This window comes from candidate division WOR-3 bacterium (assembly GCA_039801905.1).
Lineage (GTDB): Bacteria > Hydrothermota > Tepidihabitantia > Tepidihabitantales > JBDRVQ01 > JBDRVQ01.
In genome coordinates, this window is the sequence record JBDRVQ010000010.1 from 16,672 (window position 1) to 34,979 (window position 18,308).

The 18,308-nt window shown below is 45.8% G+C and carries 15 protein-coding genes, 1 tRNA gene and 3 rRNA genes; 5 read left to right on the forward strand and 14 right to left on the reverse strand.

Annotated elements, in window-relative coordinates:
• Nucleotides 1-18: 18 nt before the first annotated feature.
• The 3 genes from dnaA to ABIL00_03060 form a co-directional block, all read right to left on the reverse strand.
• Nucleotides 19-1,353, reverse strand: coding sequence for a chromosomal replication initiator protein DnaA (gene dnaA / locus ABIL00_03050; protein ID MEO0109746.1), 1,335 nt, complete (start codon nt 1,351-1,353; stop codon nt 19-21).
• A gap of 296 nt (nt 1,354-1,649) precedes the next feature.
• Nucleotides 1,650-3,180: ribosomal RNA gene (locus ABIL00_03055) — 16S ribosomal RNA — on the reverse strand.
• A 142-nt stretch (nt 3,181-3,322) separates the two neighbouring features.
• Complete coding sequence (locus tag ABIL00_03060; protein ID MEO0109747.1) at nt 3,323-4,153, reverse strand: hypothetical protein; 831 nt, start codon at nt 4,151-4,153, stop codon at nt 3,323-3,325.
• Nucleotides 4,154-4,437: 284 nt separating this feature from the next.
• On the opposite strand from ABIL00_03060, the gene ABIL00_03065 reads away from it, so the two are divergent.
• From ABIL00_03065 to ABIL00_03080, 4 genes are all read left to right on the forward strand, one after another.
• Nucleotides 4,438-4,611 carry a hypothetical protein gene (locus tag ABIL00_03065; GenBank protein ID MEO0109748.1) on the forward strand — a complete coding sequence of 58 codons (174 nt, stop codon included), beginning with the start codon at nt 4,438-4,440 and terminating at the stop codon, nt 4,609-4,611.
• 482 nt (nt 4,612-5,093) lie between these two features.
• Nucleotides 5,094-8,111: ribosomal RNA gene (locus ABIL00_03070) — 23S ribosomal RNA — on the forward strand.
• Between the two features lie 21 nt (nt 8,112-8,132).
• A 5S ribosomal RNA gene (rrf, locus tag ABIL00_03075) occupies nt 8,133-8,249 on the forward strand.
• 180 nt (nt 8,250-8,429) lie between these two features.
• Nucleotides 8,430-9,092 carry a prepilin-type N-terminal cleavage/methylation domain-containing protein gene (locus tag ABIL00_03080; protein ID MEO0109749.1) on the forward strand — a complete coding sequence of 221 codons (663 nt, stop codon included), beginning with the start codon at nt 8,430-8,432 and terminating at the stop codon, nt 9,090-9,092.
• A gap of 65 nt (nt 9,093-9,157) precedes the next feature.
• Here the strand turns inward: ABIL00_03080 and ABIL00_03085 are convergent, their stop codons facing one another.
• The 3 genes from ABIL00_03085 to ABIL00_03095 all read right to left on the reverse strand — a co-directional run bounded on the left by ABIL00_03085 (nt 9,158) and on the right by ABIL00_03095 (nt 10,833).
• Nucleotides 9,158-9,934, reverse strand: a complete 777-nt coding sequence (locus ABIL00_03085) for a radical SAM protein (GenBank protein ID MEO0109750.1) — start codon at nt 9,932-9,934, stop codon at nt 9,158-9,160.
• A 6-nt stretch (nt 9,935-9,940) separates the two neighbouring features.
• Nucleotides 9,941-10,753 carry a hypothetical protein gene (locus ABIL00_03090; protein MEO0109751.1) on the reverse strand — a complete coding sequence of 271 codons (813 nt, stop codon included), beginning with the start codon at nt 10,751-10,753 and terminating at the stop codon, nt 9,941-9,943.
• 8 nt (nt 10,754-10,761) lie between these two features.
• Nucleotides 10,762-10,833: transfer RNA gene (locus ABIL00_03095), tRNA-Gly, on the reverse strand.
• 267 nt (nt 10,834-11,100) lie between these two features.
• Here ABIL00_03095 and ftsY point away from each other — a divergent pair.
• A complete protein-coding gene (ftsY, locus tag ABIL00_03100) occupies nt 11,101-11,955 on the forward strand; it encodes a signal recognition particle-docking protein FtsY (protein MEO0109752.1) in 855 nt (284 codons plus the stop codon).
• Between the two features lie 2 nt (nt 11,956-11,957).
• Here the strand turns inward: ftsY and ABIL00_03105 are convergent, their stop codons facing one another.
• The 8 genes from ABIL00_03105 to ABIL00_03140 form a co-directional block, all read right to left on the reverse strand.
• Nucleotides 11,958-13,616, reverse strand: a complete 1,659-nt coding sequence (locus ABIL00_03105; protein MEO0109753.1) for a HEAT repeat domain-containing protein — start codon at nt 13,614-13,616, stop codon at nt 11,958-11,960.
• A 57-nt stretch (nt 13,617-13,673) separates the two neighbouring features.
• Nucleotides 13,674-15,773 carry a sodium-translocating pyrophosphatase gene (locus ABIL00_03110; protein ID MEO0109754.1) on the reverse strand — a complete coding sequence of 700 codons (2,100 nt, stop codon included), beginning with the start codon at nt 15,771-15,773 and terminating at the stop codon, nt 13,674-13,676.
• A 65-nt stretch (nt 15,774-15,838) separates the two neighbouring features.
• Entirely contained in the window at nt 15,839-16,135 is a 297-nt protein-coding gene (locus ABIL00_03115; protein MEO0109755.1) for a hypothetical protein, read from the reverse strand.
• A 9-nt stretch (nt 16,136-16,144) separates the two neighbouring features.
• Nucleotides 16,145-16,432 (reverse strand): MTH1187 family thiamine-binding protein, encoded by a 288-nt coding sequence (locus ABIL00_03120; protein MEO0109756.1) that lies wholly within the window; start codon nt 16,430-16,432, stop codon nt 16,145-16,147.
• A 21-nt stretch (nt 16,433-16,453) separates the two neighbouring features.
• Nucleotides 16,454-16,570 (reverse strand): 50S ribosomal protein L36, encoded by a 117-nt coding sequence (rpmJ, locus tag ABIL00_03125; GenBank protein ID MEO0109757.1) that lies wholly within the window; start codon nt 16,568-16,570, stop codon nt 16,454-16,456.
• A gap of 11 nt (nt 16,571-16,581) precedes the next feature.
• Nucleotides 16,582-16,800, reverse strand: coding sequence for a translation initiation factor IF-1 (gene infA / locus ABIL00_03130; protein ID MEO0109758.1), 219 nt, complete (start codon nt 16,798-16,800; stop codon nt 16,582-16,584).
• Nucleotides 16,793-17,542, reverse strand: a complete 750-nt coding sequence (gene map, locus ABIL00_03135; protein ID MEO0109759.1) for a type I methionyl aminopeptidase — start codon at nt 17,540-17,542, stop codon at nt 16,793-16,795. The genes infA and map overlap by 8 nt, the downstream gene beginning before the upstream one ends.
• Entirely contained in the window at nt 17,527-18,174 is a 648-nt protein-coding gene (locus tag ABIL00_03140) for an adenylate kinase (protein ID MEO0109760.1), read from the reverse strand. The genes map and ABIL00_03140 overlap by 16 nt, the downstream gene beginning before the upstream one ends.
• Nucleotides 18,175-18,308: the final 134 nt, after the last annotated feature.

Below are 18,308 nucleotides of genomic sequence, written 5' to 3' on the forward strand. Positions count from 1 at the left end.
CAATAACTTAATGAGATGCTATCGGCTTTTAATTCGGGTGATTATCTTTTCAATCCGGTTTGCCAGTTCTCTATTCTCTTTCATCATCTCCTCTATCTTTTCGCAGGCATGAATTACGGTTGTGTGGTCTTTGCCATTAAAGATGGCACCAATCTCTTTCAATGGTAGGGCTAATAATTTTCGGAATAGATACATCGCTACTTGCCTTGGTAATGCTACTCTTTTTGTCCGGCTGGAAGAGAATAATTCCTTCTTAGAAATAGAAAATTCATTAATTACCTCCTCAATTATCTCCTCTCCTTGGCACTCCTCTTTTTGGGGTAAAAGGTCTTTCAAAATCTCCTGGGCAGTTTTTAGGGTTATATTATCCCCGATGATTGACCGATAGGCAATCAGCCGGATCAAAGCCGATTCTAACTCCCGAATATTTGTTTTTATCCTTTCGGCTATCAGTTGGTAAATTTCCGGGGAGAAGAAGCAATTTTCTTGTTCTGCCTTCTTCTTCAAAATTGCGATCCTTGTCTCAAGGTCTGGTGGTCCAATATCACAAACCAAGCCTGAGCCAAGTCTTGAAGCCAACCTTTCTTCTAAGGTCGGGATTTCTTTTGGTGGGCGGTCGGAAGTGAATACTATCTGCTTCCCCAGGCTTTGAAAATGATTGAAGGTATGGAAGATCTCTTCCTGAAGGCGTTCTTTACCTATAAGGTAATGGATGTCATCAAGAAGGAGAAGGGATACTTCGCGATATTTGGTTTTAAATGCCATAGCCTTTCCTTCCTGAAGGGATTGAATAAAATCTAAGAAGAAATTTTCACAAGAGGTGATATAAATCGCTTCATTGGGATACTCCTTCTTTCGGTAATTGCCAATCGCGTGCAACAGATGGGTCTTTCCTAAGCCAACCCCTCCATAGATAAATAATGGGTTAAAAGAACCTAAATCCTCCGCCACCCTCTTTGCCGCGGCACAGGCAAAGCGATTTGATTCCCCAACTACGAAATTTTCAAAGGTATATCGTGGATTGAGGAAGGAGATTTTCTTTTCCGAAGGAAAACTTTCTTTTACTTGGACGAAAGAAACTCCTTTTTCTTCCTTGGTAATTTCGTAATTCTTTGTTTGATATTTGATTTCACATTCTTTAAGGCCAGAGATTTTGAAAGCCTCCCTTATTAAGTCGGAATGATATTCTTCAAGCCATTCCGAGAAAAATAAATTTGGCACTTCTAAAACTACTTTGCCGTCTATTATCTCTTTTAGGGAGATAGGTAGAAACCAGGTATTAAAAACATCCTCAGAAGTATTTCCCTTTATGTACTCAAGAGCTATTTTCCATATCTCTTTTTTATCAAGCATAGTTAAGTAATTTTATCCACAAGATTATCCACATACCAAATAAATTAAGTTTCCAATTTCCAAATACTTATTTCTTTTTGCCATTTATCCACATTCACTCCTCTTTCTCTTTCCTTGAATATCCTTAGGGATAAATTAAACTACATTTTTTATGGAATGTCAATAGGGATATATTTCTTTTTGATGGAAGGAAGGGTAAATTTTTTGAATTCTTTTATTTTTTTGGTTGTTTCATGTGAAACAAAAAAGAGATGCGTGCTCAGGTTAAGTTTGTTAAAATAGTCTGATTCTAATTAAAAGGAGGTGATCCAGCCGCACGTTCCCGTACGGCTACCTTGTTATGACTTCGCCCCAGTCACTCGCCCTACCTTGGGTCCGCAAAAGCGGAACTTCGGGTATTGCGAGCTCCCATGGCGTGACAGGCGGTGTGTACAAGGCCCGGGAACGTATTCACCGCACCATGCTGATGTGCGATTACTAGCGATTCCATCTTCACGCAGGCGAGTTGCAGCCTACGATCCGAACCATGCCCACTTTTCTGGGATTTGCTCCCTCTCGCGAGGTCGCCGCCCATTGTAGTGGGCACTGTAGGACGTGTGTAGCCCTGGGCATAAAGGCCATGATGACTTGACGTCATCCCCACCTTCCTCCCGGTTGCCCGGGCAGTCCCCTTAGAGTGCTCCCGAATTATCGGGGTGGCAACTAAGGGCGGGGGTTGCGCTCGTTGCAGGACTTAACCATACACCTCACGGCACGAGCTGACGACAGCCATGCAGCACCTGTGTCGGCTCCGGAAAAAATCCGGTCGCTCCCCTTTCGGGTCGCTACTACCGACATGTCAAGCCCAGGTAAGGTTTTTCGCGTAGCATCGAATTAAACCACATCCTCCACCGCTTGTGCGGGCCCCCGTCAATTCCTTTGAGTTTTAGCCTTGCGGCCGTAGTCCCCAGGCGGTGGGCTTAACGCGTTAGCTGCGACACCGGGTCTCCCCAATGTCTAGCCCACATCGTTTAGGGCTGGGACTACCGGGGTATCTAATCCCGTTTGCTCCCCCAGCTTTCGTGTTTCAGCGTCAGGAACATTCCAGAGGGCTGCCTTCGCCATCGGCGTTCCTCCCGATATCCACGCATTTTACCGCTACACCGGGAGTTCCACCCTCCTCTCCTGTCCTCTAGATTTGCAGTATCCATCGCCGTTCCCCGGTTGAGCCGGGGAATTTCACAATGGACTTGCAAATCCGCCTACACACCCTTTACGCCCAGTAATTCCGGACAACGCTTGCCCCCTACGTTTTACCGCGGCTGCTGGCACGTAGTTAGCCGGGGCTTCCTCTGGAGGTACAGTCATCTCAGAGGATTATTAGTCCTCTGAGACATCTTCCCTCCTGACAGGGGTTTACAACCCGAAGGCCTTCATCCCCCACGCAGTGTCGCTGGGTCAGGCTTTCGCCCATTGCCCAAATTTCTAGACTGCTGCCTCCCGAAGGAGTCGGGGCCGTGTCTCAGTCCCCGTGTGGCCGGTCACGCTCTCACGCCGGCTACCCGTCATAGGCTTGGTGAGCCGTTACCTCACCAACTACCTGATGGGATAAGGACCCCTCCCTGAGCGGTAGCATGCAAGCAGAGGCCACCTTTACTCAATAGGACATGCGTCCCATTGAGACTATGGGGGATTTTATCCCCCTCTCAGGGGCAGGTTATCCTTATATTACTCACCCGTTCGCCACTGACTTATCACGGTATTGCTACCGTAATAAGTCCGTTCGACTTGCATGTCTAAGACACACTGCCAGCGTTAGTCCTGGGCCAGGATCAAACCCTCCAAGCGAAACACCTCATCCTGAGCACGCATCCCAATTTTCCAAGGAGCAACTTATATATAAAAATAATAATAAGAAAATTGAATTTGTCAAGGGAGAATTTTTATCTATCAAGGAGAGTAATCCATTATTAAAAACCGTGAAAAAACCCTAATATACTATTAACTTCTTATTTTTTCTATACCCATCCGTGGCAGGAAGCAAAAAGTATATACCCTTAGGTAATCTCTTTACCAGAAGACAGTCTTCTAAAATCATCTTCCCAAAAGCATCGTAAATCCGGAATTTGGCATTCCTTGCTGAAAAATTGAAAATCTTTTCAAAGTTTTTCTCCCTACCTAATAGAAGTTGCTTCCTAATCTCTTTTCCCTCCTTAATACCTGTTTCTGAAAAACCGAGACGGATATTTGGGCGATTATAACTGGCATAACCGCTTCCCGGAATTCGGGCATCGCTCACATTTCTTCTCACCCGAAAATTAGGAGAGGTTGAAGTATAATACCACATTGGAGAATTCCCGTGAGTGCCAACTTGGAACCCTTTAATGATTAATATAAGAAGGTTACCCTCATTAGAATAGTAAAAGGGAGTTGGGAAAAAAATATAATTCCAGCCAGTGTCTAAATTTGGCCACTCCCCATTCCAAACCAATACCCAGGGTTCAGGTGGGGAATTCGGTATTAGTCCGTCACTTAGGGTAGTGGCGGTTGTCTCTCTCATATAAATTTTTACGCTTTCTATTGTCAGACCAAAAGTAGCCCAGGTATGAAATCCCATACCGATGATGTCTCCTGCCCTATCTATTTCTGATTGGAGATATATCCCTTCCCAGATAGAATAGTTAAAATATCGGCAAAACGGCCAGTATTCCACTCCGGTTCCGTTGCCAATCTCTATCCATATTTGATTAGCCTTTATCGGTAGAGGGACAATATGGATGCTTACTAAAAAAGCGGTAGAAAGAATTAACTTTTTAATCATAATTTAAAAATACTGAAAATTAAAAAAATGTCAACTCTTCAGTCCAAACGTTAAAAGTGAGCATGATTACGGTAGGATTCTAACCGCTGGGACCACTCCAAAGGATTTTTTAAGCAAAAGAGAAGGGATTGGCTAAAAAAGGGAAAATTTAGTGTCAGAAATTGGGGGGTATTTCCGTATTTATTATATAGGGCTATGAAGAAGTTAAAAGAAGTTATTAAGGTAAGTGATTGGGTTCTAATCCCAACCCTTAAAATTTTGGAGGTCCTATCGCCATAGAGTAATTGAGAGTAAAAGATAATAAAAAGGAGGAAAAAGAGAAGGAGGGGATTACTTTTATAAAAAGGGGTGTAGCATACAGGGGATGGCATCGGGGATTTAATGGAAGAGATAATAGAAGTTCTAAGAAAAGGCTTAATCTTAGACTTAATCGGAGATTTAATAAAGGGTTTAATTGAGAATTTAATAAATAGTCTAAAAGAGGGTATAAAGAGAGGGATAAATAGGAGCCTAAATCAGGGTATAATTTAGAGTCTAATTAAGGGTTTAATCAGGAGACTAAATGGGAGCCTAATCCTAAGAGAAACTTTAAGGCGGGTGCCGCCAAAATCAGCACCCGCCAAAGGAGATAGACCATTGCTCCAATAAAGATGAGATTAAAGAAGGCGAAGTGGATAATTGGAGGGAAGGGTTTAAAAATTTTCCAAAATTTGACAAAGTCTCCTTTAATTTTTAGAAACCTTTCCGGGATTATGCCTCTATGGTTATGGACCGGTGATTTCTGGAAGGTGCTAAAGATTTTATAAGGAAGTTCTCATTTTTGTTTCATGTGAAACAATAAAATAATTTTAAATTCCCCCTTGACATTCTTCCCTTTTTTTGTATTATATTTATATATAGTACTTGAATTGTTCTTTGGAAAATTTGGAATGGCGGGTAGTTTTAAGTTCCTAAGGGTATAGGATGGATGCATCAGCAGTCAGAGGCGATGAAGGGCGTGGTAAGCTGCGATAAGCGCCGGTGAGGTGCAAACAACCTTTGACCCGGCGATCCCCGAATCGGGAAACCGTCCCTGATTAAATCAGGGAATCCACCGCAAGGTGGAGGCGAACCCGGGGAAGTGAAACATCTCAGTACCCGGAGGAAAAGAAAGCAAAAGCGATTCCCTAAGTAGCGGCGAGCGAAAGGGGAAGAGCCCAAACGGCTTGGGTGCCAAAGGCGGCAGCCGTTGCCCAAGTCGGGTAGTGGGACTCTACCGTGCCGACTGCCGTAAGGCGGAGAAGTGAAAAAATGTTCTGGATAGCCGAATTGTCCTGGAAAGGCAAGCCATAGAAGGTGAAAGCCCTGTAGGCGAAATCCGGAGCATCTTCTCTGGTAGAGTTCCCAAGTAACACGGGGCCCGAGAAACCCTGTGTGAATCTGGGAGGACCACCTCCTAAGGCTAAATACTACTGACTGACTGATAGTGGAGTAGTACCGTGAGGGAAATGTGAAAAGAACCCCTGGCGGGGAGTGAAATAGAACCTGAAATCCTATACCTACAATCAGTGGGAGCCTGATTTCGGTTCCGTAAGGTTCCGGAATTGGGTGACCGCGTGCCTTTTGCATAATGAGCCGGCGAGTTATTCTCGGAAGCGAGGTTAACTCCTATGTGAAAGCATAGGAGGGAGCCGTAGCGAAAGCGAGTCTTAATAGGGCGCTTAGTTTCCGGGAATAGACCCGAAACCTGGTGAGCTACCCATGGCCAGGGTGAACTCTCGGTAACACGAGAGGGAGGCCCGAACCGGTGGATGTTGCAATATCCTCGGATGAGCTGTGGGTAGGAGTGAAAGGCTAACCAAACCAGGTGATAGCTGGTTCTCCCCGAAACGCCTTTAGGGGCGGCCTCGGGAGTTTTGTCACGGAGGTAGAGCACTGAATAGTCTACTCCGGATTTTATCCGGGGGAAACTAATCAAACTCCGAATGCCGTGACAATAATCCCGGGAGAGAGGCGGTGGGGGATAAGCTCCATCGCCGAGAGGGGAATAACCCAGACTACCGGCTAAGGTCCCAAATTCCAGGCTAAGTGGGAAAAGATGTGAAATCGCTTAGACAGCTGGGAGGTTGGCTTAGAAGCAGCCATCCTATAATGAGTGCGTAACAGCTCACCAGTCGAGCGATTTCGCGCTGAAAATTTATCGGGGCTTAAGCCTGGAACCGAAGCCGTAGGAAATCCGAGAAATCGGATTTCGGTAGGGGAGCGTTCCGCTGTAGGTTGAAGGTATCCCGTAAGGGATACTGGACGAGGCGGAAGTGATTATGCCGGCATGAGTAGCGATAAACCGGGTGAAAAACCCGGTCGCCGAAAGCCCAAGGGTTTCTGGGGAAGGTTAATCCGCCCAGAGTTAGCCGGTGCCTAAGCCAAAGCCGAAAGGCGTAGGTGATGGGAAAGCGGTTAATATTCCGCTGCCACCCTAATATCGTTACCAGCTATGGGGTGACGCAGGAGGAAGGGCTGAGCCGCGTGTTGGCTTACGCGGTCTAAGGAGTGAGGATGGGATATAGGCAAATCCGTATCCGTAATTCCTTGCTCTGAGGGGGAGCCTCTTAACCGAGGCGAACTCAGCCGGACCAACTGCCGAGAAAAACCTCTATGCGAGATATTAGGGTGACCGTACCGGAAACCGACACAGGTGGGCGAGGAGAGTATCCAAAGGCGCTCGGGTGAGCCCCCGTTAAGGAACTCGGCAACTTGACCCCGTAACTTCGGGAGAAGGGGTGCCCTTTTCGGTCAAAAGCCGAAGAGGGCCGCAGTGAAGTGGGCCTGCCGACTGTTTAACAAAAACACAGGGCTCTGCTAAGCCGTAAGGCGATGTATAGGGCCTGACGCCTGCCCGGTGCCGGAAGGTTAAGGAAGGAGGTCATCCCGATGCAAATCGGGAGAAGCTTCCGACCAAAGCCCCGGTAAACGGCGGCCGTAACTCTAACGGTCCTAAGGTAGCGAAATTCCTTGTCGGGTAAGTTCCGACCTGCATGAATGGCGTAACGAGCGGGCCAGTGTCTCAACGGGGAGCCCGGCGAAATTGTAGTGGCGGTGAAGATGCCGCCTGCCCGCGATCGGACAAAAAGACCCCGTGAACCTTTACTACAACTTGCTATTGGGTCTTGGCAAATCCTGTGTAGGATAGGTGGGAGGCTGTGAAGCCTTGACGCCAGTCAGGGCAGAGCCAACGGTGAAATACCACCCTGGATTTGTTGGGATCCTAACTTCGGGTATAACCGAAGGACAGTGGCAGGTGGGTAGTTTGACTGGGGCGGTCGCCTCCTAAAAGGTAACGGAGGTGCCCAAAGGTTGGCTCAGCACGGACGGTAATCGTGCGTGGAGTGTAAGGGCATAAGCCAGCCTGACTGCGAGACCGACAGGTCAAGCAGACACGAAAGTGGGGCCTAATGATCCGGTGGTCCCGTGTGGAAGGGCCATCGCTCAACGGATAAAAGGTACTCCGGGGATAACAGGCTGATCGGGCCCGAGAGTTCCCATCGACGGCCCGGTTTGGCACCTCGATGTCGGCTCATCGCATCCTGGGGCTGAAGTCGGTCCCAAGGGTTGGTCTGTTCGCCCATTAAAGCGGTACGTGAGCTGGGTTCAGAACGTCGTGAGACAGTTCGGACTCTATCCATCGTGGGCGTAGGAGACTTGAGGGAAGCTGACCCTAGTACGAGAGGACCGGGTTGGACGGACCTCTGGTCTACCAGCTGTGGCGCCAGCCGCACCGCTGGGTAGCTATGTCCGGAAGGGATAACCGCTGAAAGCATCTAAGCGGGAAGCCCCTCCCAAGATTAGGTCTCCCGTGTATTACCGGGCAACCGGTAATACCCTGAAAGCCGCAGGTAGACTACCTGCTTGATAGGCCGCAGGTGTAAGAGCGGTAACGCTTTGAGCCGAGCGGTACTAATCGGCTGTGCGACTTAAAACTATCCGCCTTTCCAGTAAGTTTGCCGGTGGCGATACCGGAGGGGAAACACCTCTTCCCATTCCGAATAGAGAAGTTAAGCCCTCCAGGGCCAATGGTACTATGCTGGTAACGGCATGGGAGAGTAGGTCGTCACCGGCTTGTAATAATTTCTATTAAAAAATAGAATAAGTGTTTTATATTCAAAATCTTATTTTTAATTTAGTTTTTGTTATTTTTTATTGACAAAAGCGTCTTTTTTACTTATTTTACTTGTTATATGAGAGACCCTATTGTGGAGAGAGACCCCCATAGGGTAAATAAAGCACAGGGAGGTGCGCTATGTTAAAACGCAAGGGCTTTACATTAATTGAGCTCTTGGTTGTAATTTTAATCATCGGTATCCTCTTAGCACTTATCATCCCGAACTTCGTCCTCTTCCAGGAAAGAGCCCGTCGGTCTTCGGTTAAGAATAATATGCACGTCTTCCAGACCTCATTAGAGGCATTCGCTACCGACCATTTCGGCAATTATCCTTCCGCTGATGAAATTGATGGCGATGAGGCTGCATTTTTTGAGGTTGTTGGTCCTTACTTCCCAGGTGGTGAAATTTTTACCGGTGGAGAAGATATCATTTACGGAACTTGCCCAACTAACCCTTACATCGGTCAACCATATATCAGTGAAGACTTAGGGGACGAGTTTGAGGACATTTACTACCCACATGGTGACCTCTATTTTGATGATCCAGCAGATAGAAATATCCTCACTCTAAATTCTGGTGCTTATTCTGACTGCCCCTATATTGATGTGGCGGCAGAGGGTGAAGTTGCCGGAACAATTGCTTTTGGAACATGGGTTAATGCCACTACCGGGATGGTTGAGCAATATTCCATTGTCGGTTGGGGAAGAATGTATGAAGGTCCACCGATGTACGAGTTATCTCCTAACTGCGATGACCCAACTTCCGAAGAGTTCTGGGTTTTCTTCGTCCTCCACAACTAATACCGACCTAAAAGGGGAAGGGGCGGAGGTTTTCTCCGCCCCTTTTTTTATTTAAGAATTCCTTCCTATTTGGGAAGATAGGCGATTGTTCTTATTTTTGTCCTTCTCTCAATTTCTTTTGCTTTAGATAAAAGGGTTCTATCGTCTACCATTTTCACATTCTCTTCGGCTACTGGTCGGTCAACCGAGTAGATTTGAATAAAAGAAGGATTTATCTCTTTGATTAGAGAAATCCATATTTTAAGCGATTTCTCGTTAAAGTTTCTTATCCGGCCATTAAGAAAGACCGTTTGGATAGTAATTTCTATCTCTTTACTAATCTCTTTTAAGGCACTCACTATCCCATTCAATTTTACCTCAGACACCGGCCGGTTAATCTCTTGAAAGGTCTCTTCGTCTCCGGCGTCTAACTTAAAGATTGGTAAAGTTATTAACTTTAATATTTCAATCTTTTTATCACGAATTATTACCGAGGAGTTACTTAAAAGGGCAATCGGTGTTTTTGGACGGTAGCAGTCTCTTAATTTCTTTATTTCCTTCACCAGAAGGTCAAAATTTGGATAAAGGAGTGGTTCACCATTGCCAGAAAATGTAATATAATGAAACTCAATGTCCGATTTTAGGTACCACTCTAATTTTTTTAGCACTAAATCAATCGCCGGAAATTGAATATCCTTAGGGTCTAAGGTTTTAATATTTGTCTTCCCATAATGGCAATAGATACAGTCAAAAGAGCAGACTTTTTGGTTTGTGGGTAAGAGATTTATTCCCAGGGAGAGTCCGAGTCTCTTTGACCGAATCGGTCCGTAGATAACGTCTTTCTGTAAAGGTAAAGGGCTCAATTTAGCCTACTCACCAACGAGAATGATTACCCGACACCGCCGGAGTGCTTTAAGACCCAAAGAGGAAGAATGAAGTTTTCGGGCATCGGAATTTGAGATTACTAAGTTACATCTGTGTTTCCCCGTAACCCTTAAAGCGGGAATAAAAATTGGCGCATTCCCTGCCCTTTCACTTCCATAAGCCAAATTTATTGACTTTTGGTACTCCACCATTCCTTTTTCAATAAGTTCTTCCCGCTCCACAAAGGAGGGTCCGTAAACTTCTCTCCCTTCTTCATCTAAAATCCGTAAGAAGAGGCAAGGTTTTAATTCCAAGTTCCGGGCGTCAATAATTACCCCGGTATATTTAGGTGCGCCGACTTCTTCTAATAAAACTGGTGTTATCCCTTCTGGAATTTCCTTTCCCTCAGGCCAAGGTTGTCCGCAGATAGGGCAGGCAATTGGACCTAAGGGGATTCCACCTCCAGTTTTGGGGGCTAATAAAGAAAGAATATTCCCTTTTATGGGAATTCGGAAGTCAATGATTTTTGTACCGTCCGAGAGCTGACCTCTTTCTGAAGAAGAGGGGATGAGGTTAAGAAAATTAAATCTCCTTTCAACTTTTGGGTTAGAGATAAGTAAATCTCGCACCGTCTGTTCAGAGTCGTAAAAGCAATCTTTAAGGACCTCTTTGGCTAAAAGTGTTATATCCTTTGTAGAAATTGGGGTCTCAGTTTTTGTCTCCTGAGAGATTACTATCTCCCATGTGCCGAAGTCAAGGAAAGGATTAGAGGCAAAGGTCAAAAGAAAACATACCCAAAACCCAATACTGAATAGCATCTCTTATGAGCGGGAGACGGGACTCGAACCCGCAACCACCTGCTTGGGAAGCAGGGACTCTACCCTTGAGTTACTCCCGCAAAACAAATATTTTAATCCAATTTTGATATAAGTCAAGGCAGTTTTGCAAACGTTAACAGTGAACATAACCACTTTAAGAGCCCGAGGCTACTCTAAAAGGCTTTTCAAAAAACTCTGGCAAATCTTTAATAGACCCAATCCTCGCCCGAGAAAAGAAAAATACCTCAAAACCGCCCGGACTTATCTTCTCTTTTGTAATAAGGTCAAGAGGCAAAATTCAAAAATCGGCACTTGCCTTTTCCCTTTCTTTCATTAGGATATAAAGTATGTTTTTAGCAAAGTTAAAGGCGGGATTAAAAAAGACAAAGGAGTTATTAAAAAATCTCTTCCAAGAGGAGGACTTTTCCAAATGGGAAGAGGTTCTCTTAGCGGCCGATTGTGGGATAAAAGTTACCGAAAATCTTCTTTCCAAGGTTAAGGAAAAATCTGGTGACCGCAAGGAAGTGTTAAAGAGAGAGATTATAGAGATCTTAAAAAAAGTGGAAAAAAGACCACCCCAATCCCTCTCCCCTCCCTATATCCTAATGGTGGTTGGAGTGAACGGTTCAGGGAAGACAACAACCGTTGGCAAGTTAGCTTACCGGTTTAAGAAGGAGGGGAAGAAGGTAGTAATTGCGGCAAGCGATACCTATCGTGATGCCGCTGCCCAGCAGTTGATCGTCTGGGCAAAAAAGGCAGGGGTGGAGATTGTCCCTTCGGAGAAAGGGCAGGATGCTGCATCAATTGCCTTTGATACGATTAGTAAGGCGAAAAGTAAGGGGATTGATATCGTTTTAATTGATACCGCGGGACGGCTCCATACGAGGAAAGATTTGATGGAAGAGGCAAAGAAGATAAAGCGCGTAGTGGGCAAGGTGAGGGATAAGGCACCGGATGATATCTTTTTGATTTTGGATGCCACGGTCGGGCAGAATGGCATTGTTCAGGCGAAAGTCTTTTCCGAAGAACTTGGGGTAACAGGATTAGTGGTGACAAAATTAGACGGGACCGCCAAAGGAGGGATTGTGTTAGCGTGTGCCCAAGAGTTAGGTCTCCCCATTAAATTTATCGGTTTTGGGGAAGGAATTGAAGATTTAGACGAATTTTCAGCTGAAGAATTCGCAGAGGCCCTCTTAGAATAATTTTACCGCATCTTTTCTCGCCGGTAGGCAATGATCTCCTTAAATTTTTTTATCACCCGGCGGGCGGCTTCCTTTACGGTATCATCCTCTCGGCTGAAAGGCCAGGGCTTGCTAATTTTTTCTAATATGGGTAAGGTCTCAATCGCTTCTAATTGGCCGAGGGCATTGATTGCTTCTACCCGCATCTCCACATCCTCATCCTGAAGGGCAGAGATTGCTATCGGCTTTGCCTCCTCCCCTTTAATTTCAATTAGGGCTTTCAAAGCGGAGATTTTTACTAAAAGATCATCATCTTTAACCCGGGCGGTAAGTTCTCCTATCCCATAGGGACTCCGAATAAGCCTTAACGCTTCACACGCCTTTGCCCGAACCAAAGGGGAGTGGTCTTTAAGGGCGATAATGAGATGGGGGACTACTTCTTTTTTCCCGATTTTACCCAAACTCTCACAGGCGGCGGCTCGAACCCAAGGGTTCTCATCGGCCATCTTCTTTGTTAAAGGGGAGAGGGCGTCTTCTTTCCCAATGTTCCCCAATATCTCACAAACTTTCATCCTCACCTTCGGGTCTTGATTATTTAATTCTTCTAAGAGAAAAGGGAGAGCATATTCTCCCATCTTTTCTAAACTCCTCTTTGTTTCGTCCGTAAGGAGGGGGTCGGGATGGGAGAGAAGGGAGATGAGATACCTTACCACCTTTTCCTCTCTCATTTCGGATAAGGCATTTATTAATAAAATCGGAATGTCCCCCTTTTCGGTTTTAAGCACCTGGAGGAGATATTCCGCAGTTTTGGGACTTTTAATTTGTCCCAAGATGGAGGAGACGACTGTTTTTAACTCCCCATCTTCTGTTCTCAGCAGGGAGATCAAATCCGTAAGACCACTCTCCCCGATTTTTACTAAAGTATTAATCGCTTGTACCTTCTCTTTAATCTCTTTACTGGTGAGCGCCTTTTGGAAAGGGGGGAGAGAAAAGGTGCCGATCATTTTTAAGGCGTCAACCGCGGCATCCCGAACGATGTCCGATTGGTCAAAGAGGGCTAATTCACTTACTTTTTCTATCGCCTCCTTTGTCTTTAATTTCCCTAAACTTTCACAGGCACTCCTCCTCACCCAGGGGTTAATGTCATCCAATCTCCCTAACAGTGCTTCAATTATTTTCTTTTTTGTCTCCTCATCGGCGATTGAGCCCAATTCCCCTAAGACGAGGCTGGCTAAGGAACGTACCCAGAAGTTGATATCGTTGAGGAGAGGGAAGATAAGGGGAATCGCCTTTTTGCTTTTCATTTTGCCCAAATTCTCAGCGGCCTGGGCTTTCACTACCGGGTCGGGATCTTTGAGGTAATTAAGCAAAACCTCTTCTACTTTTTTTGCTACCGCTGGTTGCTTCTCGGTGATCTTCTCTAAGATTAAGAGGATGTTTCGGCGGACAGCGCGGTCCGAAGTTTGGAGAGCGGAAGTTAGGGGATTTAGTGCCATTTCGCTTAAAGAGATAAGGGCATCGCTTACCGCCTTCCTCACCCGCGTGTCCGAATCGTAAAGACCAGTGATTAAAACTAATGCACATTCCGGGGATTTTCCGTCTCTTAACTCTTCAATCGCTTTTAACTTTTCCGGATAGGGTTTTTTTCTTAATGTCTCAATCAATTCGCCAAGGGGTCGCATAAGTAATTTTAAGGGAGAAAAAGAAATAGTCAAGAAGTTTGGATAGCGCTAAAAGAGTTATTTTAGCAGGGCGTATCGCAAAATGAAACCTAAAAAGACGATGGAAACCATTGACATCAACTTGATTAAGATGTTTAATGAGGGACCGGCGGCATCCTTCAATGGGTCGCCAACTGTATCACCCACGACACTCGCCTTATGGACATCCGAACCCTTACCACCCAAATTCCCCTTCTCAATATACTTTTTCGCATTATCCCAGGCGGCTCCGGAATTGGCCATCATCACCGCACAGGCAAAGCCGGAAGTGAGAGCCCCACAAAGAAGGCCCACAACCCCCTCCACACTCAAAAAGAAGCCAATTAAGATTGGGGAGATGATGGCTAAAAGAGAAGGTAGAATCATCTCTTTTTGGGCACCCGCGGTACAGATATAAACCGCTCTTCCATAATCCGCCTTAGCATTTGGGTCACCGGAAAGGAGGCCTTTTATCTCCCGGAATTGCCTCCTCACTTCTTCCACAATTAAGCCCGCGGTGCGACCGATTGCCCGCATAATGAAGGAACTGAAAAGGAAGGGAAGCATCGCGCCGATAAAGAGGCCGACAATGATTCGGGCATCTAAGAGATTTAAGTTGACGATTTTCGTTTTGCCGCTCAAAAGCCAAACTTCATCCCGATAAGCCGCGATTAGGGCTAAGGCGGTCAAAGCGGCGGAACCAATCGCAAATCCCTTTCCAGTAGCCGCCGTAGTGTTACCTAAGGCATCAAGGGCATCGGTTCTTTCCCGGACATAAGGTTCTAATTTCGCCATCTGGGCATTACCACCCGCATTGTCTGCCACCGGTCCGTAGGCATCGCTGGCTAAGGTAATTCCCAAGGTGGAGAGCATTCCAACCGCCGCCAGACCAATGGTGTAAAGTCCGAGGTTTAAGTTATGAAAACCACCGCCCAGATAAAAACTTAAAACGATTGCTATCCCAACGATGGAAACGGAGAGGAATGTGGAACGCATACCCACCGAGAGTCCTTCAATTATCACATTGGCGGTAGAAGTTTTTGCCGCATAGGAAATCCCCCGGGTTGGCGGATAGGCATCAGAGGTAAAATATTCAGTAGCAAACCCGATTAAAGTTCCCGCCAGAGTACCAATTAAGATCCCCCAATAAATGAAAAGGTATTCTTTACCCAAAATTCCCTGGACCAAAAAGTAAGAGGCCAAAATGATTAAAATGGCGGTACTATAGATCCCTTTTCGGAGAGCGGAAAGCAAAGCACTCTGGCTCGCCTCCTCTTTTGTGCGAATGAAGAAACTACCGATAATAGAAGCGATAGTTCCGATGCTGGCAATCACCATTGGTAAAAAGACGCCCCTCTCTCCGAGACCAGCGCTAACCGAAAGAGCCATTGTGGCAACAATTGAGCCGACATAAGACTCATACAGATCTGCACCCATACCGGTGATATCTCCCACGTTGTCACCAACATTGTCCGCGATCACTGCTGGATTTCTGGGATCATCTTCGGGTATACCCGCTTCTACCTTACCCACCAAGTCCGCACCAACATCGGCGGCTTTAGTGAAAATTCCTCCCCCAACCCGGGCAAATAAGGCTTGGGAAGAAGCGCCGATGCCAAAGCCGAGCATCGTGGAGACTATTTTTTCTATCCGTTCCGCAGTGGGCAGGGCTTTGTAAACAGAGTTTAAGATGACATACCAAAGGAAGAGGTCAAAAAGGGCAAAGCCAACAACGATTAAACCCATCACCATTCCCGAAGAGAAAGCAATCCTCAAACCATCGTTTAGCGATTTCCGACATCCCTGAGTCGTTCGGGCGGAGGAGCGCACTCCTATTGACATTCCCAAATAGCCGCATAAGCCAGAAAAGAAACCGCCGGTAAGAAAGGCGAAGGGAACAAAGATGGGTAGGAGATGGTTCAAGGCTAAAAAGATTAAGATGAGAAAGAGGATAACGAAGTAGATACTCACTACCTGGTACTGTCTTTTTAAGTAAGCCTGCGCCCCTTCCTTTACCGCTGCGGCAATCCTCTTCATCTCCTCTGTCCCCTCGTCTTTTTTTAAGATTCTCAAGGCCAGAATGAGAGCGAAGAGAAGGGCGGTAAAGGAAGATAAAGGAACAAGGAAAAATAATTTCATAATCTTCCTCCCCTTTTCTCAGACGGCAAAGAAAAAAGCAACGCAAAAGATGAAATTGCGATCGCTTACCTCTTCGCCTTCATATTTTGGTACTCTTTCTCTTTTTCCTTTAACTCTTTTTCCAGGTCTTTAATCTTGCTAACGATTTCCTTAACTTTTGCATTCTCCCTTATATCCTCCGGAGCGTCAATTAGTTGGTAGACAAGGCCCCCCAATTCGCTAAACTGCTCCTTAATTGAGCGGTTTAAAGAAAGGATTTGCATCTTTAGTCGCCCTTTCTTTGTCAAATCTTCGGCTTCTTTCAATGCCTGCTCGGTTGTGTCTTCCAACCAAGATTTTACTCTCTCCCAGAGAGATGGCATTTTAGCCTCCTATATTACTTTATTCACTTTCTCTTCCATTGTTTGGAATTTATCCCGGCGGTCGTCAATTTTAATTGTGGTTAAAAGACGCTGGCAACCCATCGCCACCAACCTCTCGTGAATTTTTAAGACGAGGGAGAAGATCTCTTTTAAGTCACCTTCCACAGCGGTACCCATCGGAGAGACAGAATACTTTAAGCCGCTCTCTTTAATCACCTTCACTGCTTCCCGAACATATTCACTAACCCCCGGGGTCTTTGTACCGACTGGGACAACGCTTAAATCGACAATTGCCATAGTCCCTCCTTAAAGATAAATTTATCCCTGCCTCTGTTTATGGGTAGGGTCTCTCTTACAGATGACCCGCACTACCCCTTTCCTTTTAACAATTCGGCAATGGACACATCTCTTCTTTACCGAAGGTTTTACTTTCATAATTTCCTCCCTTATTTATAACGGTAGACAATCCTCCCCCGAGTTAAATCGTAGGGGGAGAATTCAACTGCTACCCGGTCACCAGGGACAATTTTAATGAAATGGAGGCGCATCTTACCCGAGATGTGAGCCAAGGCGATATGTCCACTATCTAACCTAACCCGAAACATTGTGTTGGGCAGCGCTTCAATCACTGTGCCGTCAAGGCGGATCAAATCCTTTTTAGCCATCAGTTAAAATCTCCGGTTCGTCCTCGGTCACAAGGACGGTATGTTCAAAATGGCAAGAAGGAAGGCGGTCTTTCGTAATAACCGTCCAACCGTTTTTTAAGGTTTCGGTCTCCGGTGAACCCATATTAACCATCGGTTCAATCGCTAAGGTCATACCCGATTTTAAGAGAACCCCCTCCCCCTTCTTGCCAAAGTTTGGGATTATGGGCTCTTCGTGGAGTTCAATACCCACCCCGTGGCCAGTTAGTTCCCGGACAACAGAAAAACCAGCCCTCTCTACCTCCCTTTGAATTGCGGCACTGATATCGCCAACCCTCTTTCCCGCTCGGGCTTCTTTAATCCCTAAGAGAAGGGCGGAAGCGGTAACTTTAATCAGTTCTTTGACCCGGCCTTCTAACTTCCCTAAGGTGTAAGTCTTTGCCCCATCCGCAAAATACCCATCCTTTATCACCCCAACATCAACTTTAACTATGTCACCCTCTTTTAGGCGCCGACCATCAGGAATCCCGTGGACAATTTCTTCATTAAGGGAGATACAGACCGCCGCCGGAAAGCCTTTATATCCCTTAAAGGCAGGAATACCACCCCTCTTCTGGATTAAGAGATCACAGAACTTTTCTAAATCTATTAGGGAAACCCCAACTCTTATCCTCTCTTCAATCATCCTTAAAACTTCAGCGACGATCTTGCCCGCCTCTCTAATCTTTCTGATTTCTCCACTTGATTTTATGTAGATCGGCATCCCTCAATAATCTTTCTCATCTCCTCTTGAACTTCCTCTCTCTCTCCGGAAACCCGATAAAGGATTCCCTTCTTTTCATAAAAAGGGATTAAATCCTTAGCCTCTTCCTCATAGACCAAAAGCCTCTTCTGGATCGTCTCCTCCTTATCGTCTTCCCTCTGGTAGAGTTCACCGCCGCAGAGGTCGCATCTTCCGGGAGACTTTGGTGGTTTAGATTCCAAATTATAGATGGCGGCGCATTGCCGGCATACCCTTCGGGTTGTCAAGCGCCGGATAATTTCCGCTGCTGATAGTTCCAAAAGAAAGACGAAAGAGATTCTTTTCTCCAAACGGTTAAGAATTTTCTCTAACCCCAATGCCTGATTTAAGGTTCGGGGGAAACCATCAAAGACAATCCCTTCATTTTTACTCTCCAATAGATATCCCTCAATCACCGCCAAAACCAATTCGTCGGGCACAAGTTTTCCGCTCTCCAAATAGGTCTTTATCTTCTCGCCCAAAGGAGTTTTCTTAGCCACTTCGGCGCGAAAGATATCCCCGGTGGCGATATGGGAAAGGGAATAGCGTTTGGCTAAAAGCTCGGCATGGGTTCCTTTCCCACTTCCGGGCGGTCCTAAAAGGATAATAAGCATAAAATCATTATAAAAAGAAATCCCTTCCTGTCAATTGAGATTTTCCATTATTTTGGTGGGAGGTTGGATAAATTAAGCCCTTGAAAAAGAATGGGTTAGATAGAAAGAGAGAATTTAGTGTCAGAGTTTTGGGG

Coding starts and splice junctions, on each gene's coding strand:
- dnaA (MEO0109746.1), bottom strand. CDS start 1,353: ATGCTTGATAAAAAAGAGATATGGAAAATAGCTCTTGAGTACATAAAG.
- ABIL00_03060 (MEO0109747.1), bottom strand. CDS start 4,153: ATGATTAAAAAGTTAATTCTTTCTACCGCTTTTTTAGTAAGCATCCAT.
- ABIL00_03080 (MEO0109749.1), top strand. CDS start 8,430: ATGTTAAAACGCAAGGGCTTTACATTAATTGAGCTCTTGGTTGTAATT.
- ABIL00_03090 (MEO0109751.1), bottom strand. CDS start 10,753: ATGCTATTCAGTATTGGGTTTTGGGTATGTTTTCTTTTGACCTTTGCC.
- ftsY (MEO0109752.1), top strand. CDS start 11,101: ATGTTTTTAGCAAAGTTAAAGGCGGGATTAAAAAAGACAAAGGAGTTA.
- ABIL00_03105 (MEO0109753.1), bottom strand. CDS start 13,616: ATGCGACCCCTTGGCGAATTGATTGAGACATTAAGAAAAAAACCCTAT.
- ABIL00_03110 (MEO0109754.1), bottom strand. CDS start 15,773: ATGAAATTATTTTTCCTTGTTCCTTTATCTTCCTTTACCGCCCTTCTC.
- ABIL00_03115 (MEO0109755.1), bottom strand. CDS start 16,135: ATGCCATCTCTCTGGGAGAGAGTAAAATCTTGGTTGGAAGACACAACC.
- ABIL00_03120 (MEO0109756.1), bottom strand. CDS start 16,432: ATGGCAATTGTCGATTTAAGCGTTGTCCCAGTCGGTACAAAGACCCCG.
- rpmJ (MEO0109757.1), bottom strand. CDS start 16,570: ATGAAAGTAAAACCTTCGGTAAAGAAGAGATGTGTCCATTGCCGAATT.
- infA (MEO0109758.1), bottom strand. CDS start 16,800: ATGGCTAAAAAGGATTTGATCCGCCTTGACGGCACAGTGATTGAAGCG.
- map (MEO0109759.1), bottom strand. CDS start 17,542: ATGCCGATCTACATAAAATCAAGTGGAGAAATCAGAAAGATTAGAGAG.
- ABIL00_03140 (MEO0109760.1), bottom strand. CDS start 18,174: ATGCTTATTATCCTTTTAGGACCGCCCGGAAGTGGGAAAGGAACCCAT.